General features: G+C 71.5%; 17 protein-coding genes, 1 tRNA gene and 1 riboswitch. Of the genes, 15 read left to right on the forward strand and 3 right to left on the reverse strand.

The features are described from left to right. Nucleotides 1-239: 239 nt before the first annotated feature. From ACE101_RS19260 to ACE101_RS19305, 10 genes are all read left to right on the forward strand, one after another. Nucleotides 240-866 (forward strand): cysteine hydrolase family protein, encoded by a 627-nt coding sequence (locus ACE101_RS19260; protein ID WP_379132778.1) that lies wholly within the window; start codon nt 240-242, stop codon nt 864-866. A 230-nt stretch (nt 867-1,096) separates the two neighbouring features. Then, nucleotides 1,097-1,324, forward strand: coding sequence for a hypothetical protein (locus ACE101_RS19265; protein ID WP_379138803.1), 228 nt, complete (start codon nt 1,097-1,099; stop codon nt 1,322-1,324). 96 nt (nt 1,325-1,420) lie between these two features. Beyond that, the gene (locus tag ACE101_RS19270; protein WP_379132780.1) at nt 1,421-1,807 is read left to right on the forward strand and encodes a PilZ domain-containing protein; all 387 of its coding nucleotides are present in this window, start codon (nt 1,421-1,423) and stop codon (nt 1,805-1,807) included. A 497-nt stretch (nt 1,808-2,304) separates the two neighbouring features. Further along, nucleotides 2,305-3,366: an MBL fold metallo-hydrolase gene (locus tag ACE101_RS19275; RefSeq protein WP_379132783.1), complete on the forward strand. Its 1,062-nt coding sequence runs from the start codon at nt 2,305-2,307 to the stop codon at nt 3,364-3,366. Between the two features lie 176 nt (nt 3,367-3,542). Further along, nucleotides 3,543-5,006 (forward strand): PAS domain S-box protein, encoded by a 1,464-nt coding sequence (locus ACE101_RS19280; protein WP_379132785.1) that lies wholly within the window; start codon nt 3,543-3,545, stop codon nt 5,004-5,006. Beyond that, nucleotides 4,996-5,607, forward strand: a complete 612-nt coding sequence (gene fixJ / locus ACE101_RS19285) for a response regulator FixJ (protein ID WP_379132787.1) — start codon at nt 4,996-4,998, stop codon at nt 5,605-5,607. Before ACE101_RS19280 ends, fixJ begins: the two co-directional genes overlap by 11 nt. A 115-nt stretch (nt 5,608-5,722) precedes the next feature. Then, nucleotides 5,723-6,097, forward strand: a complete 375-nt coding sequence (locus ACE101_RS19290; protein WP_379132790.1) for a response regulator transcription factor — start codon at nt 5,723-5,725, stop codon at nt 6,095-6,097. Nucleotides 6,098-6,339: 242 nt separating this feature from the next. Continuing rightward, nucleotides 6,340-6,996: a hypothetical protein gene (locus ACE101_RS19295; RefSeq protein ID WP_379132793.1), complete on the forward strand. Its 657-nt coding sequence runs from the start codon at nt 6,340-6,342 to the stop codon at nt 6,994-6,996. A 265-nt stretch (nt 6,997-7,261) separates the two neighbouring features. Beyond that, on the forward strand, nt 7,262-7,975 hold the full coding sequence (locus tag ACE101_RS19300) for a hypothetical protein (RefSeq protein ID WP_379132795.1): 714 nt from the start codon (nt 7,262-7,264) through the stop codon (nt 7,973-7,975). Between the two features lie 110 nt (nt 7,976-8,085). Beyond that, a tRNA-Arg gene (locus ACE101_RS19305) sits at nt 8,086-8,162 on the forward strand. A gap of 25 nt (nt 8,163-8,187) precedes the next feature. Here the strand turns inward: ACE101_RS19305 and ACE101_RS19310 are convergent. Continuing rightward, nucleotides 8,188-9,645 (reverse strand): cobyric acid synthase, encoded by a 1,458-nt coding sequence (locus ACE101_RS19310; RefSeq protein ID WP_379132797.1) that lies wholly within the window; start codon nt 9,643-9,645, stop codon nt 8,188-8,190. 162 nt (nt 9,646-9,807) lie between these two features. Between ACE101_RS19310 and ACE101_RS19315 the strand changes: the two genes are divergently transcribed. Further along, on the forward strand, nt 9,808-10,662 hold the full coding sequence (locus tag ACE101_RS19315; RefSeq protein WP_379132800.1) for an outer membrane protein: 855 nt from the start codon (nt 9,808-9,810) through the stop codon (nt 10,660-10,662). A gap of 60 nt (nt 10,663-10,722) precedes the next feature. Here the strand turns inward: ACE101_RS19315 and cobO are convergent, their stop codons facing one another. Further along, nucleotides 10,723-11,328, reverse strand: coding sequence for a cob(I)yrinic acid a,c-diamide adenosyltransferase (cobO, locus tag ACE101_RS19320; RefSeq protein ID WP_379132803.1), 606 nt, complete (start codon nt 11,326-11,328; stop codon nt 10,723-10,725). A 2-nt stretch (nt 11,329-11,330) separates the two neighbouring features. Then, the gene (gene cobU / locus ACE101_RS19325) at nt 11,331-11,864 is read right to left on the reverse strand and encodes a bifunctional adenosylcobinamide kinase/adenosylcobinamide-phosphate guanylyltransferase (RefSeq protein WP_379132805.1); all 534 of its coding nucleotides are present in this window, start codon (nt 11,862-11,864) and stop codon (nt 11,331-11,333) included. Nucleotides 11,865-11,941: 77 nt separating this feature from the next. After that, a riboswitch (cobalamin riboswitch) is annotated at nt 11,942-12,142 on the forward strand. A gap of 30 nt (nt 12,143-12,172) precedes the next feature. Here cobU and ACE101_RS19330 point away from each other — a divergent pair. The 4 genes from ACE101_RS19330 (at nt 12,173) to cobW (ending at nt 14,580) form a co-directional block, all read left to right on the forward strand. Next, entirely contained in the window at nt 12,173-12,349 is a 177-nt protein-coding gene (locus tag ACE101_RS19330) for a CbtB domain-containing protein (protein WP_379132807.1), read from the forward strand. 82 nt (nt 12,350-12,431) lie between these two features. After that, nucleotides 12,432-13,196 (forward strand): CbtA family protein, encoded by a 765-nt coding sequence (locus ACE101_RS19335; RefSeq protein WP_379132810.1) that lies wholly within the window; start codon nt 12,432-12,434, stop codon nt 13,194-13,196. After that, nucleotides 13,193-13,549 (forward strand): DUF1636 family protein, encoded by a 357-nt coding sequence (locus ACE101_RS19340; RefSeq protein WP_379132813.1) that lies wholly within the window; start codon nt 13,193-13,195, stop codon nt 13,547-13,549. The genes ACE101_RS19335 and ACE101_RS19340 overlap by 4 nt, the downstream gene beginning before the upstream one ends. Beyond that, the gene (gene cobW / locus ACE101_RS19345; RefSeq protein ID WP_379132815.1) at nt 13,546-14,580 is read left to right on the forward strand and encodes a cobalamin biosynthesis protein CobW; all 1,035 of its coding nucleotides are present in this window, start codon (nt 13,546-13,548) and stop codon (nt 14,578-14,580) included. Before ACE101_RS19340 ends, cobW begins: the two co-directional genes overlap by 4 nt. The last annotated feature ends 48 nt before the right edge of the window (nt 14,581-14,628 follow it).

The following is a 14,628-nucleotide window of genomic DNA, read 5'->3' on the forward strand; positions in this document are numbered from 1 at the left end:
CACCATGGCGGCGGCCGGGCTCGGGTCCGCTGAAATCGTTCCGCTCAATTTTATCGATGTCCGGCGCTGACTTCGCCGGGCGCAGTTACGCCGAAAAGTGGGTCATGAGATCTCAGGACATCCGGGCCATCGTCTTCATCGCGGAGAAACCATGGCGACGGCGGCGAAACACTGATGGTCCCTGCGGGGTTGTCCGGCTCCGGGCTCGGTCCGGGGCAAGACCTGAGGAGAACGCCGCCATGGGCATACCGACACCTGCCGACACCGATGCGCTGCCGAACGGGCCGCTCGATGCCGCCACGGTGCATCTGTGCGTCGACATGCAGAGGCTCTTCGCCGAGGAGACCGCGTGGCACACGCCGTGGATGGAGCGGGTGCTGCCCCGCGTGCGCGAACTCGCCGAGCGGTTTCCGGAGCGCACCATCTTCACGCGGTTCGTGCCGGCGCAGCGGCCGGGAGAGGGGCGGGGCAACTGGCGGCGCTACTACGAGCGCTGGGCCTGCATGACGATCGAGCAACTCGGCGCGGAGCGGGTCGACCTCGTCCCCGCTCTCGCGCAGTTCGTGCCGCCCGCAACGGTGGTCGACAAGCACGTCTACTCGCCCTGGCTCGAACCCGGTCTCGACCGCCTCCTGCGGGAGCGGCAGGTGGAGACGTTGGTCGTCACCGGGGGTGAGACGGACGTGTGCGTGCTCGCCACGGTCCTCGGCGCGGTCGATCGCGGCTTCCGGGTCGTCCTCGCCACGGATGCGCTCTGCTCCTCCAGCGACCAGACCCACGACGCCATGCTGACCTTGTACCAGCAGCGCTACGGCCAGCAACTCGAGACCGCGACGACCAGACAAATTCTGCGCAACTGGACCTGATCTCACGCAGGACATTTTCCCGGACGCCAATCATCCGGGCCTCCCATTTCGTAGAAGCACTCGAAATTGGGGCACACGCCAATGTGATAATTCGTACCGGAACCTTCCTCGTCGGCGCTTTCAGCCCGCGCAAGATCTGTGCTACAAGATCATTCCGCACGACATAGTCTCGTCGGATTTGACGGGTAGGAGGCACAAGGCTGATGAGCGCCGATGCCGGAGGCGACCCGATGCGAAGCTACAACCTCTTCCGCCTGAAGGATCCGAACGGCCTGGTCTGTGCGGTTCCGGAAGATTACGCCGTGCCGTCCTTCGTCACGGGCGCGCGCTGGATCTTCGATGGCAAGCTCGACGGTACTGTCGCCCGTCCGCTCGGCTTCGACCGGGCCGCCGCGGCCACGGCGGTGCGCTTCAACGGGTTCTACCTGTTCCAGCGCGCCGATGGCGGTCCGGCCTGACCTCTGGGTCCACGATCGCGGCGAAGATTCCTTAAGGCTCATGCCGCAAGATCTCCGCCGCCGGCCCCGTGCGGCCGGATCGCTGGATGAAGCGGAATGTCTGAACTGCGCAAAGAGGCGCGTCTGCGGACCTTCCTGAAGGGCCGCATCGTCTACAACAACGGCAATGCGTCCATGGATTGCCTGATCCGCGACCTGTCGGCGACCGGGGCGCGGCTGACGCTGAGCCAGACGGCGGTGCTGCCGGAGGTCTTCGACCTGCACATCCCCGCGAAGGACAAGCTCTACCGGGCGACCCTGCGGTGGCGCCGCAGCGACGGCGTCGGCGTCCTGTTCCAGGAGGACCGGGTGCCCGTCGCACCGGTGGCCGACACCTCGGTGCCGACCCTCCTCCAGCGCATCCGTGATCTCGAGACCGAGAACGCCACCCTGCGCCGTCTCCTGGCGGAGGCCGAGGTGGCGATGATGGAGAAGATCGCCTGACTGCGCCGCCGGGTGGTTCCGGCCCGGGCATCATTGGGCGATGCGGTCACCGGTTCGGCCGATGATCAGGGGACGAGACCTTCGGGATGGCCCCCCGCGTGACGCGCCGCGGGCGGGCCGAGAGCCGTCAAGAACGGCGAAGGGCCGCTCCGTTGCCGGAGCAGCCCTTCCATTGCCGGGCCGCAGCCCGGCGGAGTCCTCAATCGTACGCTCAGGCGCGAAGGCCGGAGGCGACGATCCAGGTCAGGTCCGCCGGTGACGGCTGATGACAATGAGACACTGGATCACCTCCTTTCGGTTGTTGACGACACGCCGAATGTGGAAGCGCTGCCCTCGCGGCGCAAGCGGCCCGCCCCGCGGCCAAACGGCCCTGGTGTCGCGTCTTGACCGCGGCCATGGAGAGGCCACGTAAAGCCGAAGGCGGTCCGGCGTCGCCGCCCGCCGCGGGTTTCCGCTGGACCGCAGCCGGCACCCTTCCGGGATCGACTTCGAGGCTCATGAAGCGCAGGCGTCTCCTCCGGCTCGCAAGCGCCGTCACCGTGATGACGCTGGGCGGCGTCGGCTATGCCGCGCACCGGCGCAGCGCGAACCCCTATTATCGCGGTCCGGTCAGCGATCATTTCGACGGGACGCGCTTCCTCTCGCCCGGTCAGCCGCAGGACAAGGGCCTCGGCGAACTCGCCCGCTGGCAGCTCGGGGGCGGTCGCGAGAGCTGGCCGGCGCAGGTCCCGAGCCCCTTCGCCCCCGACATGCCCCCGGAGCGCGTGGACGGCCTGCGGGTCGTCCATATCGGCCATGCCAGCCTGCTGATCCAGGTGGCCGGCCGCAACATCCTGATCGACCCCGTCTATGCCAAGCGCGCGAGCCCCGTCGGCTTCGCGGGACCCAAGCGCGTGAACCCGCCGGGCCTCGCCTTCGGCTCCCTGCCGCCCATCGACGCGGTGCTGATCACCCACAACCATTACGACCATCTCGACGGGCCGACCCTGGCCCGGCTGTGGGCGGAGCATCAGCCGCTCTTCGTCGCCCCGCTCGGCAACGACGCCATCATCCGCTCCTACGACGCGACGATCGCGGTGGAGAGCCGTGACTGGGGCGAGAGCGTCGATCTCGGCGGCGGCGTCACCGCCCACCTCGTGCCCGCCTACCATTGGTCCGCCCGCGGGGTGAACGACCGCCGCATGGCGCTGTGGTGCGCCTACGTGCTCACCACGCCGCACGGCACGCTCTACCACGTGGGCGATACGGGGTACGGCGACGGGGCGATCTTCCGGGCCGTGCCCGAGCGCTTCGGGCCCGTGCGCCTCGCGACGCTGCCGATCGGCGCTTACGAGCCGCGCTGGTTCATGCAGGCGCAGCACGTGAATCCGGAGGAGGCCGTGCGCATCGCCGGCGATGTCGGGGCCGCGCAGGCGCTCGGGCATCATTGGGGAACCTTCCGGCTCACCAACGAGGGGGTGGGGGAGCCGGCCGCCGCCCTCGCGGCGGCGCTCGAAGCCGCCGCCCTGCCGGCCGACCGGTTCCTGGCGCTGCGGCCGGGGCAGGTCTGGACCGGCTGACCCCTTGGGATCCCAGGGCGGCCGATCCCCGGGCCGGTGCACGCAGTCTGGAGGTCGCCCGCCGCCCGAACTATGCTGGTCGCCATCGGAGCCTCGGGGTGGAGGGGAGCTTGGATCACGCGACCGGTCCGGTCGAGACGCGGTGTGCCGGTGCCCCGGGCCAGCCAGCGGCCGCGATGGACGTCGCCGTCGTCACCCTCGATCGCGACGGCCGGATCACCGGCTGCTCCCCGGGCCCCGATCACGGCAGCGCGTGGCAGGCGGAGGCGGTCGCCGGCCGGCCTTTCTCGGTGCTCCTCCCCGCCGGGGAGGCCGCCGGCAAGCCGGAGCGGATCCTCGCCATCGCCCGGGAGAGCGGACGCTACGAGGAGCAGGGCCTCTGGCTCGGTGCCGACGGGAAGCCCTGTCCCGCCCGCGTCCTGATCCTGCCCCTGCGCGACCCTGCGGGCGAGGTCCGGGGCTACACCCTGATCCTCTGGCCCGTGACCGAGCGGTTCGCCGCCGAGGAGGCCCTGCGCACCCGCGAGGCGCATCTGCGCTCCATCCTGGAGACGGTGCCGGACGCGATGGTGGTCATCGACGAGCAGGCCCGCATCCAGTCCTTCAGCGCGACGGCGGTGCGCCAGTTCGGCTACGTGCCGGAGGAGGTGGTGGGCCGGAACGTCAGCCTGCTGATGCCCGAACCCTATCGCAGCCAGCACGACGCCTACATGGCCCGCTACCGCGCCACGGGCGAGCGGCGCATCATCGGCATCGGGCGCGTCGTGGTGGGCCAGCGCAAGGACGGTTCCACCTTCCCGATGGAACTCTCCGTCGGCGAGATGCGCTCGGGCGGCGTGCGCTACTTCACCGGCTTCATCCGCGACCTCACCGAGCGGCAGCGCACCGAGACGCGCCTGCAGGAACTGCAGTCCGAACTCGTGCACATGTCCCGTTTCACGGCGCTCGGCGAGATGGCCTCGACGCTCGCCCACGAGATCAACCAGCCGCTCACCGCCATCGCGAGCTACCTCAAGGGCTGCCGCCGGCTGCTCCAGCGGATGCAGGGGCCGGAGGTGCCGCTCCTGATCGACGCGGTCGGGCAGGCCGCCGACCAAGCGCTCCGGGCCGGCCAGGTGATCCGCCACCTGCGCGACTTCGTCTCCCGCGGCGAGAGCGAGCGCCACATCGAGGGCCTGCCCAAGCTGATCGAGGAGGCGAGTGCGCTCGCTCTCGTGGGCGCCAAGGAGCGGGGGGTGCGCGTCACCTTCGCCTTCGATCCGGACGCGCCGCTGGTGCTGGCGGACCGCATCCAGGTGCAGCAGGTTCTGCTGAACCTGATCCGCAACGCCATCGAGGCGATGCAGGAGGCCCCCATGCGCAGGCTCCAGGTGTCGACCCGGGCCCGCCCCGGGGAGGGCTTGGTCGAGATCGGCGTCTCCGATACAGGCACCGGCATCGCGCCCGAGATCACCGCCCGGCTCTTCCAGCCGTTCGTGACCACGAAGGCGCACGGGATGGGGGTGGGGCTTTCCATCTGCCGCACGATCGTCGAGTCCCACGGCGGGAAGATCTGGGTCGAGTCGCGGCCGGGGGAGGGAACCGACTTCCGGTTCACCCTGCGCATGGTGGACAGGCGGGAGCTGGACGATGTCGGGTGACGCGGTCGTGCACGTGGTGGACGATGATCTGGCGGTCCGGCAGTCGCTCGCCTTCCTGCTCGCCGCGGACGGCCTGCCGGTGCGCCTGCACGAATCCGCCAGCGCCTTCCTGGACGCCGCCGCGGAGGTGACCGGCTGCATCGTCACCGACGTGCGGATGCCGGGCATCGACGGCATCGAGCTGCTGCGCCGCCTCCGTCAGCGCGGCAACCCGCCCCCGGTCATCGTGATGACCGGCCACGCGGACGTGCCGCTGGCCGTCGCGGCCATGAAGGAGGGGGCGGTCGACTTCATCGAGAAACCCTTCGACGACGAGGTCTTCCTCGCGGCCGTGCGCGCGGCGCTGGAGTGCTCGCGGCGCAGCGCCGGCCAGGACGAGGCCGCGGCGGCCATCCGCCGCCGCATCGCCTCGCTCTCGGACCGGGAGCGGCAGGTGCTGGACGAACTCGTCGCCGGCAAGGCCAACAAGGTGATCGGCCAGGACCTCGGCATCAGCCACCGGACGGTGGAGATCTACCGGGCCAACGTGATGAGCAAGATGCAGGCCGGCAGCCTCTCGGAGCTGGTGCGCATGGCCCTGACGGCCGGGCAGGAGCGGTAGGACACTTCCGCCGCCGACTGACCCTCCGGCGAGGCCGGTGCGAGTTGAGGCACATCAAGGCGCCGTCCCGGGCGGAGGCCTATCCCTCGCAGCCGACTGGGAAACCGCCCGCACCATGCCACCACTCACGGGGCCGGTCCTCATCGTCGACGATGACGAGGCGGTCCGCCACGCTCTCAAGTTCGCTCTGGAGCTCGAAGGGCTCGACGTGCGGCTCTACGAGGACGCCGCGCATCTCCTGTGCGATGCCGGCCTGCCGGGGACCGGGTGCCTCGTGATCGACTACCACATGAAGGACATGAACGGGGTCGAGCTGGTCGACCGGCTGCGCAGCCGCCGGGTGGCGCTGCCCGCCATCCTGATCACCGGGCGGCTCACCGACGACCTCCGCCGGCAGGCGGCCCGCGCCGGCTTCCGGCAGGTGGTGGAGAAACCGTGCGAGGACGGCTCTCTCCTCGACGGGATCCAGGCGGCGCTCGCCGTGTCGTAACTCCCTGACCGCGACGCGGCGTCCCGACGATCCGCGCTCGCGCCGCGCTGCACCGCTGCCGCAGGCGCTTCGCGCCTCTCCACCGCCATCGCCGGTGAAAGGGGCACGCAGCGCTTGCGGAAGCACTTCCTTGTCCTATCACTCCGACGAACAACCGTCGCCGACGAACCGCAGGCCCGGCCTGCACGACGACGGCGCCGCGATTCCGGGGGGAACACGCAGCCCTTCGACGCCGGTCAGGGATGTTGATGATGCGCCGTTCTATCATCATCGCGATGGCGATCGCCGCAGCCACGGCCCATCAGGCGCGTGGCGAAGCGGCCGGGTCGGCGGCCCGGGACGCGCGCCCCGTGCGCCTCTACATGATGCGGGGCCTCGGAGACCGGCTCACCTCGTCCGGCATCGACGATTTCGCCGCCCGCATCGGCGAGCTGCGGCCGAGCACCGTCATCCGGGTAGGGAACTGGTACGATTGGGAGGAAATGGCCGCCGACGCGCTCGCCAATCCCCAGGCCCGCATCGTGATCGTCGGCTACTCGATGGGGTCGCAATCGGCCGCCCGGGCCGCCAACCGCCTTGCGGCCAGCGGGATCGACGTGAAGATGATCGGCATGGACCCGTACTGCGTCGGGTCCGAGGTCGATGCCAGCCCGCATATCAGGGCGGTCAACATCTACATGAACAGCTGCGGCGGCGCTGCCCAGGGTCAGATCATGGGGGCCGACAACATCCGGCTCGGCGACGGCACGGGTGGCTTCTCCGACCATTTGGCGTTCCCGTCGAATCCGCTCGTGCAAACGATGGTCTACGACGAGGTGTTCAGGGACGATTTCGCGGCGCGGCGCTCCGGGAGCACGGTTGCCCGGGTCCGCCCGAAGCGTCATGCGACGCTGCGGTGAACGGATCGTCGGTTCGCGGCTACGGCCCCGCGAGGTGGCCGGTCCCGCCGAACATCGCGTGATCGGCATCGTTGATCTCAGCCGATCGTGCCCGCCCGGCTGCATTGCGACCAGGGCGAATGGTTGCCGGCCGTCCCTTCTTGCCGTGTTTACTATCAATCGTGGATGATCATTGGCCACGATTGGGTATTCTGGTGTCCATGACGACGAATAGGGGTGCCACTCTGCTCGTCGAACCGTTCGTTGCGTTGCCCGATGCGAGCCCATGCGCGACCTCGCTCTTCACATGCCGGATTGGGCTGCCGCCTGGGCGGCGCTCGGGACCGGCGTGGCGGATGGCCTGAACGCGCTCCGGCGGCTCGACGCGAACGGCCTCCTGCTGCTCGGGATCGCCGTCCTGCTGGTGCTGCTCTGCGGCCTCCTCGCTCGGCTGAGCGGGACGCTCAGTCGGTTCTCACGCCGGCAGCTCGGCTTGGTCACGGATCTCGCGCAGGCCGCTTCCGCCGCGACCCACTATCAGCGCGAGATGAGCGAGCGGCAGCTGCGCGCCTATGTCGACGTGGCGGCGGTCTCCTTCCACCGCTTCGCACCCGGGCAGGAACTCGTCATCCGGGTGGAGGTGCGCAATCACGGCCTCACGCCGGCGCTGGATCTGCTCGCCCGGATCACCCTCGCGGTGCTGCCGTTCCCGGCCTCGGACCTGCCGGAACCCGAGGCGCCCCCGGCCGACGGCCGGCCCTTCGTGCTGGCCGCGCGGGAGGGCCGGGCGATCCTGCAGCACATGGACATCACCAACGCCGCGGGCACGGCGGAGCGGCTGCTCACCGGGGAACTCGGCCTCTACGTTCTCGGCAACGTGACCTACGCCGACGTGTTCGGGCACACCCACACCTCCACGATGAGCATGGTCGCCAGCGGCGAGCAGGTGAAGACCAACCAGCCCTTCACCCGCTGCGAGGCCGGCAATCACATCGCGTGAGGCCCGGGACCGCGCCGCGCCGGGCGTGACCGATCCGCCGGTGATCCGGGGCCTTGACCGGGGCTGCGGGCCGTGGCTTCTGAATTCCCGTCGGCCCCATGTCGGCGATCGGCCCCGTAGCTCAGCTGGATAGAGCAGCCGCCTTCTAAGCGGCAGGTCGTAGGTTCGAGCCCTACCGGGGTCGCCATTGCCGCAGCCGCGGCCCGGTCCGATCAGCCCGCCGCGAGGGCCAGCAGCGCGTCGCAGGCGACGTGCCGTTCGAGGTGCTCGGCCAAGCGGTCGAGCACGGCCTCGATCCCGGCCTCGTAGGCGTCGCCGGAGGAGGCGGTGCCGAGCCGGCCGAGCCAGAGCGCGCGCTGGCGGTCATCCGCGAACAGGCCGTGGACGTAGGTGCCCAAGACGCGGCCATCCGCCGAGATGGCGCCGTCCGTGCGGCCATCCGCGAAGCGCAGGAGCGGGCGCGCGGCATCGGGCCCTCGCGTCTCGCCGAGATGCATCTCGTAGCCGGAGAAGGGCGTGCCGTCCGGCAGGCTCGTGCCGGTCACCGCGGCCAGGCGCTTGTCCGGGGTCATGACGGTGGCGACGTCGAGGAGGCCGAGGCCATCCACCGCGCGCATCGCCCCCTCGATCCCGTGCGGATCCTCGATCCGCCGGCCCAGCATCTGGTAGCCGCCGCAGAGGCCGAGGACCCGGCCGCCGCGGCGCACATGCGCCGCGAGGTCGATGTCCCAGCCCTCGGCCCGGAACGCGAGGAGATCCGCGATCGTGGTCTTGGAGCCCGGCAGGAGGACGAGATCGGCCTCGGCGGGCAGGGGGCGGCCGGGCTCGACCAGCACCACGCTCACCCCGGGCTCCGCCCGCAGGGGGTCGAGATCGTCGAAATTGGCGATGCGGGGCAGCACCGGCACCGCGATCACCCGTGCTCCGGGACGCTCCGCACCCTTGAGCCCGAGCGCGTCCTCCGCCGGGAGCCGGGCGGCCTCGGGGAAATGCGGGATCAGGCCCAGCGCCGTCCAGCCGGTGCGGGCGGCGATCAGGTCCATGCCGTCCGCGAACAGGCTCGGGTCGCCCCGGAACCGGTTGACGAGAAAGCCGCGAATCATCGCGGCATCCTCCGGGTCGAGCACTGCCCGGGTGCCGACGAGGCTCGCGATCACCCCGCCGCGGTCGATGTCGCCGAGGAGCACGACGGGCGTTCCGCTCGCGCGGGCAAAGCCCATATTGGCGATGTCGCCCGCCCGCAGGTTCACCTCGGAGGCCGAGCCCGCCCCCTCGACCAGCACGAGATCGGCCTCCGCCCGCAGCCGCGCGAAGCTGTCGAGCACGGAGGCGAGCAGGCGCGGCTTCCAGGCTTGGTACTCCCGCGCCCGGGCATTGCCGACCCGGCGGCCCTGCACCACCACCTGCGCGCCGGTCTCGCTCTGGGGCTTCAGCAGCACCGGATTCATGTGAACGGTGGGCGCGACCCCGGCGGCGCGCGCCTGGAGCGCCTGCGCCCGCCCGATCTCGCCGCCATCCGCCGTGACCGCGGCGTTGTTCGACATGTTCTGCGGCTTGAACGGCCGCACCCGCAGGCCCCGCCGGGCGAAGGCCCGCGCGAGGCCGGCCACGATCAGCGACTTGCCGACATCCGAGCCGGTGCCTTGGATCATCAGGGTGCGGGCGGTCATCGGCGATCGTCCGGGCGGAGGGCGGGGCGCGCAGGCTTAGCAGACCGATCCCATGGTGAGAAACCGTCACTTGCGCGGGCGCTGTTGCGCGCCCGCCATAGGGAAAAGCCACGCTTCACGGTAGTTATGCAGCATCTGTGCAATCAACCCGGACGTGCGCCGATGCTCAAGACTGCTCTTCTGACCGGCGCCGCCACGGCGCTCCTCGCCGGTGCCGCCGCCGCGGCCGACCTGCCCGCCCGCGCGGCCCCGCCGCCGGCCATCATCCCGATCCCTGTCTTCTCGTGGACGGGCTTCTACGCCGGCCTCCACACCGACTACGTCTTCACCGACCGCCAGCGCATCACCACCACCGGCAACGACCCGCTCACCATCGGCAACGTCGCCGCGTTGCGCCGGGCCCCGGTGATCAACACCGAGGTCGACGGCTTCGCCAATATCGGCGGCGGCTTCGGCTACAACTATCAGTTCACGCCGGGCAACGGCTTCGTGGTCGGCCTCCAGGCCGACTGGGCCTGGACCGACCTCGCCAAGAACCGCGGCTATCTCAGCCCGACGGTTCCGGTGTTCGGCAGCGCCTACCAGCAGGGCCTCGACTGGCTCGGCACGGTGGTCGGCCGCGCGGGCTACGCCTTCGACCGGTTCTTCATCTTCGGCATGGGCGGTCTCGCCTACGGCGACGTGACCACGGGCGCGACCTTCTTCAACCCGGCCGGCGCGCTCGCCTATACGGGCCGCGTCACCGACTTCAAGACCGGCTACGCCTATGGCGGCGGCATCGAGTACGCCATCCCGGCCGACAGCTTCCTCGCCCGGCTCAACCTGCTGAGCTTCGTCGGCGTCCAGACCGCGGCGGTGACGCTGAAGGCCGAGTACCTGCACTACGACCTCGGCAACCGCACGGTGCTAATCAACAACGTCGGCCTGCCGGGCGCGACCGGCTCCTACAACGCGCGCTACCACACCGAGGGCAACCTCGTGCGCGCGGGCTTCAGCTACAAGTTCAACGGCCTCTGAGCCGCGATGCGTGAGCGGGGCGGCCCGGCAGGGCCATCCCGCCGCAAAAGCGCAGGGGGCTCAGAACTCGATCCCCTCCTGCGCCTTCACCCCCGCGGCGAAGTGGTGCTTCACCTGGGCCATCTCGGTCACGAGGTCGGCCGCCGCGATGAGGTCGGGCTTGGCGTTGCGGCCCGTCACGACCACGTGCAGATCCGGCCTGCGCGCGCCCAGAACCGCCACGATCTCGGCGAGGGGCAGGTACTCGTAGCGCAGCGCGATGTTGAGTTCGTCGAGGATGAGGAGGCGGATGCTCTCGTCCTCCATCAGGCGCCGGGCCTGGGCCCAGGCGGCCTCGGCGGCGGCCACGTCCCGCGCCCTGTCCTGGGTCTCCCAGGTGAAGCCCTCGCCCATCGTGTGCCAGGCCACCTGATCGCCGAACCGGTCGAGGGCGAAGCGCTCGCCGGTCTCCCACGCGCCCTTGATGAACTGCACCACGCCGACGCGCCAGCCGCGGCCGAGCGCCCGCAGCATCAGCCCGAAGGCCGCCGTCGACTTGCCCTTGCCGGGGCCGGTATGGACGATCAGCAGACCCTTCTCGATGGTCTTGCCCGCGACCTCGGCGTCCTGAACGGCCTTGCGCTTGGCCATCTTGGCCCGGTGCCGGGCCTCCTCCTCGGTCTCCATCCTCACTCTCCCTTCACGACGAGCGGCAGGCCCGCCACCACGAGGACGACCCGGTCGGCGATGGCCGCGAGCCGCTGATGCAGCCGCCCGGCCTCGTCGCGGAAGCGCCGGGCCAGCGCGTTGTCGGGCACGATGCCGAAGCCGACCTCGTTCGAGACCAGCACCAGCGGCCCCGCGTGCCGCGCGCAAGCGTCCACGAGCGCCCCGGTCTCGGCGGCGAGATCCGCCTCCGCCAGGAGCGCGTTGGTGAGCCACAGGGTCAGGCAATCGACCAGCACGGGCCGCCCGGGCTCCGCCGCGCCGAGCGCGCCGGCGAGGTCGCGGGGCGCGTCGCGGGTCTCCCAGCCCGCGGGCCGGCGGGCCCGGTGCTCGGCGATGCGGGCCCGCATCTCGTCGTCGTAGGCCTGCGCCGTGGCGACGTAGATCCAGGGCGCCGCCGCCGCCTGGACGAGCCGCTCGGCATAGGCGCTCTTGCCCGAGCGGGCGCCGCCGAGCACCAGGGTCAGGCGGGGCAGGGCCGCTGCGTCACTCGCCACCTTGGGTCTCCCCCACAAATCCAAGCCGCGATTCCCTTCGGCCGAGCCCGTGCCGATTGCAAGCCCGGGTCCGAGCCGCTAGTTTCCGCCGCGACGGTGCCTCGGCGACGAGGTGAAAAGGGAACGCGGGACGGGGTGTCAGCCCCGAAGCCGCGGCTGCCCCCGCAACTGTGAGCGGCGCGCATGCCCGCCATCGGCCACTGGAGCGATCCGGGAAGGCGGTGGGCACTTCATCAACGCCGCGAGCCAGGAGACCTGCCGTCACCCGCTGTCTCTCAACGCCGCCGGCGGGGCGGCAGGAGTTCGTCATGGTCGCTGTCACCCGTACCCTTTCCCCCGCGCTCGCCGGCGAACGGCTGACCGCGGTGCTCGTCGCCGCCGTCCTGGGGCTCGGCCTGCTCTTCGTGTCGGGCTTCTCCCCGGCCGTCGCGCTGCACAACGCCGCGCACGACTGGCGCCACGCGCACAACTTCCCCTGCCACTGAGCGCTCGCACGCTCACGTCAGTGCTGGCCCCGCCCGGCGCCCCATGCGCCGGGCGGGCGCTTGCCATGCGGGAATCCCATCCATGACGATCCGATTGATCTCCGCGGCCCTCGTCGCGGGCTTCCTGGCCGCCTGCGTGGCGTCCGGGCTGCAATTCGCCCTGACCTCGCCGCTCATCCTCGAAGCGGAGAAGTACGAGAACCATGCGGGCCTGACCGCCCCCGAGCCCGGCCCGGCCTCGCTCATCGTTCTCGCCCATGCCGAGCACGGCGCCGGCCATGCCCCGGCCGGCACGGCGCCGGATGCCGGGGCTTCGGAGTGGCAGCCGGCGCCCGGCCTGCCGCGGCTCGCCTTCACGGCGCTCGCCACGCTGGTGAGCGGGGTCGGCTACGCGCTCGTCCTCGGCGCGGTGCTGCTGGCGACCGGACGGACGATCACGCGCGGGGAAGCCCTGCGCTTCGCCATCGGCGGCTTCCTCGCCGCGAGCCTCGCCCCGGCGGTCGGCCTGCCGCCGGAACTGCCCGGCATGGGCGGCGAGGCGCTGGAGCTCCGGCAGGCGTGGTGGGTCGCGACGGCGCTCGCCACCGCGGCGGGGCTCTACCTCATCGCCATCCGCGGCGGGGCCGTCGCGGCGGCGGCGGGCCTCGCGCTGATCGTGGCGCCGCATGCCTGGGGGGCGCCGCACGTGGCCGAGAGCGGCGCGCTGCCGGCGGCGGTGGCGGCGCAGTTCGCGGCCCGCTCGCTCGCGGTGGCCTTCGTGTTCTGGACGGTGCTCGGCCTGTCCTTCGGCTGGGCCTGGGACGCCGTCGCCCGCGAGCGCACCGGCCGCGGACGGGTGGCCGCATGAGCGTCACCCTCTACGTCTGCACCACCTGCCGGGCGGAGGGCGATCCGCCCGAGGGGCCGCGGGCCGGGGCCCGGCTGCACACCGCCCTCGCCGAAGCCTTCACGGGCGAGGCCGTGCGGGTCGAGCCGGTGGAATGCCTCTCGGTCTGCAAGCGGCCCTGCACGGTCGCGGTCGCCTCGCCCGGCCGCTGGACCTACGTCTACGGCGATCTCGACCCGGCCAACGCCGCCGCCATTCTCCGGGACGGGCTGCCGCGCTACGCGGCGACGCCCGACGGCATCGTGCCCTGGCGCGAGCGCCCGGAAGCCTTCCGCAAGGGCGTCGTCGCCCGCATCCCCCCGTTTCCCGCATGACCCTGCTTCAGAAGATCCCCTGCACGATCGTCACCGGCTTCCTCGGCGCGGGAAAGACCACGCTCGTGCGCCACGTGGTGGAGCACAACGACGGCCGGCGCCTCGCGATCATCGTCAACGAATTCGGCGATGTCGGCTTCGACGGCTCGCTGCTCGCCTCCTGCGGCGTGCCGGGCTGCGACGAGGACGCGGTGGTGGAGCTGCCGAACGGCTGCATCTGCTGCACGGTGGCGGACGATTTCGTGCCCGCCCTCAACCGTCTGCTCGACCGGCCCGAGCCGCCGGAGCACATCCTGATCGAGACCTCCGGCCTCGCCCTGCCCAAGCCCCTGGTGCAGGCCTTCAACTGGCCGGCGATCCGCTCGCGGGTGACGGTGGACGGCGTCGTCGCGGTGGTGGACGGGCCCGCGGTGGCCGCGGGCGCCTTCGCGGACGACCCGGAGGCGCTCCGGGCCCAGCGCGCGGCCGATCAGGCGGTGGACCACGACAACCCGCTGGAGGAGGTGTTCGAGGACCAGCTCCTCTGCGCCGACCTCGTGGTCATGAACAAGGGCGACCTCCTCGATGCCGAGAGCCGCGCGCGGGTGCGGGCCGAGATCGAGGGACACCTGCCGCGGGCGGTGAAGCTCGTGGAGACGGCGCACGGCGCCATCGACCCGCGGGTGCTGCTCGGCCTCAACGCGGCGGCCGAGGGCGACCTCGCGGCGCGCCCCTCGCACCACGAGACCGAGGAGGACCACGACCACGACGATTTCGACAGCGTGGCGGTCCCGGTCGCGGCGGCGGGCTCGCCGGACGATCTCGCGGCCCGGGTGGCGCGGGCCGCGGAGGTGCCGGGCGTGCTGCGCATCAAGGGCTTCTGCGCCGTGGCCGAGAAGCCGATGCGGCTGGTGGTGCAGGGGGTGGGCCGGCGCATCGCCCACCATTACGACCGCCCCTGGCGGGCCGGAGAGCCGCGCGACGGGCGCCTCGTGGTGATCGGCCTGTCGGGCTTCGACCGTGATGCGGTCGCGACGGCCCTGAAGGGGTAGGATGACGGGCGTGCAGCGGGCGTCTCGCCCTCTGCCGGGGTCCCGGGG

Origin of the sequence: Methylobacterium carpenticola (assembly GCF_042748905.1) — a bacterium.
Taxonomy (GTDB): Bacteria; Pseudomonadota; Alphaproteobacteria; order Rhizobiales; family Beijerinckiaceae; genus Methylobacterium; species Methylobacterium carpenticola.

What these genes read in the sequence shown, in the direction of transcription:
- ACE101_RS19290 (WP_379132790.1), top strand. Translation starts at nt 5,723, where the DNA reads ATGCCACCACTCACGGGGCCGGTCCTCATCGTCGACGATGACGAGGCG.
- ACE101_RS19335 (WP_379132810.1), top strand. Translation starts at nt 12,432, where the DNA reads ATGACGATCCGATTGATCTCCGCGGCCCTCGTCGCGGGCTTCCTGGCC.
- ACE101_RS19260 (WP_379132778.1), top strand. Translation starts at nt 240, where the DNA reads ATGGGCATACCGACACCTGCCGACACCGATGCGCTGCCGAACGGGCCG.
- fixJ (WP_379132787.1), top strand. Translation starts at nt 4,996, where the DNA reads ATGTCGGGTGACGCGGTCGTGCACGTGGTGGACGATGATCTGGCGGTC.
- cobO (WP_379132803.1), bottom strand. Translation starts at nt 11,328, where the DNA reads ATGGAGACCGAGGAGGAGGCCCGGCACCGGGCCAAGATGGCCAAGCGC.
- cobW (WP_379132815.1), top strand. Translation starts at nt 13,546, where the DNA reads ATGACCCTGCTTCAGAAGATCCCCTGCACGATCGTCACCGGCTTCCTC.
- ACE101_RS19275 (WP_379132783.1), top strand. Translation starts at nt 2,305, where the DNA reads ATGAAGCGCAGGCGTCTCCTCCGGCTCGCAAGCGCCGTCACCGTGATG.
- ACE101_RS19310 (WP_379132797.1), bottom strand. Translation starts at nt 9,645, where the DNA reads ATGACCGCCCGCACCCTGATGATCCAAGGCACCGGCTCGGATGTCGGC.
- ACE101_RS19330 (WP_379132807.1), top strand. Translation starts at nt 12,173, where the DNA reads ATGGTCGCTGTCACCCGTACCCTTTCCCCCGCGCTCGCCGGCGAACGG.
- ACE101_RS19300 (WP_379132795.1), top strand. Translation starts at nt 7,262, where the DNA reads ATGCGCGACCTCGCTCTTCACATGCCGGATTGGGCTGCCGCCTGGGCG.
- ACE101_RS19340 (WP_379132813.1), top strand. Translation starts at nt 13,193, where the DNA reads ATGAGCGTCACCCTCTACGTCTGCACCACCTGCCGGGCGGAGGGCGAT.
- ACE101_RS19280 (WP_379132785.1), top strand. Translation starts at nt 3,543, where the DNA reads ATGGACGTCGCCGTCGTCACCCTCGATCGCGACGGCCGGATCACCGGC.
- ACE101_RS19295 (WP_379132793.1), top strand. Translation starts at nt 6,340, where the DNA reads ATGTTGATGATGCGCCGTTCTATCATCATCGCGATGGCGATCGCCGCA.
- ACE101_RS19270 (WP_379132780.1), top strand. Translation starts at nt 1,421, where the DNA reads ATGTCTGAACTGCGCAAAGAGGCGCGTCTGCGGACCTTCCTGAAGGGC.
- ACE101_RS19265 (WP_379138803.1), top strand. Translation starts at nt 1,097, where the DNA reads ATGCGAAGCTACAACCTCTTCCGCCTGAAGGATCCGAACGGCCTGGTC.
- ACE101_RS19315 (WP_379132800.1), top strand. Translation starts at nt 9,808, where the DNA reads ATGCTCAAGACTGCTCTTCTGACCGGCGCCGCCACGGCGCTCCTCGCC.